This is a genomic window from Blautia sp. MSK.18.38 (assembly GCF_024460535.1).
Lineage (GTDB): Bacteria > Bacillota > Clostridia > Lachnospirales > Lachnospiraceae > Blautia_A > Blautia_A fusiformis.
Genome location: NZ_JANFYP010000074.1, coordinates 1 through 1,484 on the forward strand (window position 1 = coordinate 1; position 1,484 = coordinate 1,484).

General features: G+C 41.2%; 1 protein-coding gene. It reads right to left on the reverse strand.

Going from position 1 to position 1,484, the window contains the following annotated elements; all coding sequences use genetic code 11:
• Positions 1–159: 159 nt before the first annotated feature.
• Positions 160–1,401 carry an IS256 family transposase gene (locus NE638_RS17735; RefSeq protein ID WP_118369389.1) on the reverse strand — a complete coding sequence of 414 codons (1,242 nt, stop codon included), beginning with the start codon at positions 1,399–1,401 and terminating at the stop codon, positions 160–162.
• Positions 1,402–1,484: the final 83 nt, after the last annotated feature.

Genomic DNA, 1,484 nt, shown 5'->3' on the forward strand with positions numbered 1-1,484 from the left:
GAGACTATGAAAAAATCTCTGTAAATAGGATTCTTCTATGATAAGAAAGGGTGAGTAGCTTAAAAACTAGGCTTTTCACCCTTGCTTTATATATAACAGTTGTTGAATGGCATGTCAAGAGCAGGCGGTTCCCCGCCTGTTTCTCTGACCTGTTTTTTATTATTCTGGCAGCCGGCCTTCATACATAATACTCAGTTCACCATATACCTGCGCCCAATTCCGGATTGTACTGGTCCATTTTTTGGTGGCTTCAAATGTAGCAAGATATAATGCCTTTAAAAGGGCCGTATCACTTGGAAATACGCTCCTCTGACGGTTCAGTTTCCGATAGGTGGAATTCAGGGATTCGATGGCATTTGTAGTATAAATCACTTTTCTGACCGTTGCTGAAAATTTGAAAATTGGAGAGATCGCATCCCAGTTATCTTTCCAGCGTTTCATGGAATTCGGATATTTCGGTGCCCATTTTTCTGTCACACGGTCTAAGGCTGCCAGGGCCTTCTTTTCGTCAGACGCCTGATAAATGGTCTTCAGGTCCGTGGCAAATGCTTTTCTGTCCTTATCAGGGACATATTTTAGAGTATTTCTTACCTGATGCACGATACAGCGCTGATATTCGGTTTTGGGGAAAGCTGCAGCAATAGCTTCTTTGATACCGGTTAAGCCATCCGCACAGATAACCAGTACATCTTTTACGCCCCGGTTTTTTAGCTCATTCATAACAGAAAGCCAATATTTTGCACTTTCATTATCACCAACACTGATAGTCAGAACTTCTTTCTTTCCTTCTGTGTTGATTCCCAGAATTACGTAAGCTGCGAGCTTTCGGATCACGCCATTGTCTCTTACGGAGTAGTGGATCGCATCGATGTAGAGAATGGGATATACTTCGTCCAGCGGCCGGTTCTGCCAGTCTTCGATCTGTGGCAGGATCTTATCGGTCACATCAGAAATAAAGCTTTCTGATGTCTCAAACCCATAAATATCTTCAATGGTTTCAGAAATCTGCCGGGTAGTCATTCCTTTGGCATACATGGAAATGATCTTCTGATCAATATCAGAAATATCTTTCTGACGTTTTTTTACGACCTGTGGTTCAAATGTTGATTTACGATCCTGCGGCACTTCGATTTCCATGGAACCGTATCGGCTGTTGACTTGTTTGTGCTTATAACCATTGCGATAGTCATCATTATCTGAGCGTTCTGATTTTTCATAGCCGAGATGATCATCCATTTCTGCTTCCATCATTTCCTTAATGGTGCCGCCCAAGAGATCTTTAAGTGCGTCCTGAATATCTTCAGCAGACTGGATGTCATACTCTTCAAGGAGCTGATGGATAATATTTCGTTTTCCTTCTGTCATTTGTACTCGATGTACAGGTTTCTTTTGTCTTGCCATAATAAAAGGCCCTCCTAATGATATTTATTTTATCATAGAAGAACCTTCTAAACATTATTTTACAGAAAAAGTTTCATACTCTC

Bases quoted from the DNA above. Each gene is read 5' to 3' on its own strand.
- NE638_RS17735 (WP_118369389.1), bottom strand. From the start codon at position 1,401: ATGGCAAGACAAAAGAAACCTGTACATCGAGTACAAATGACAGAAGGA.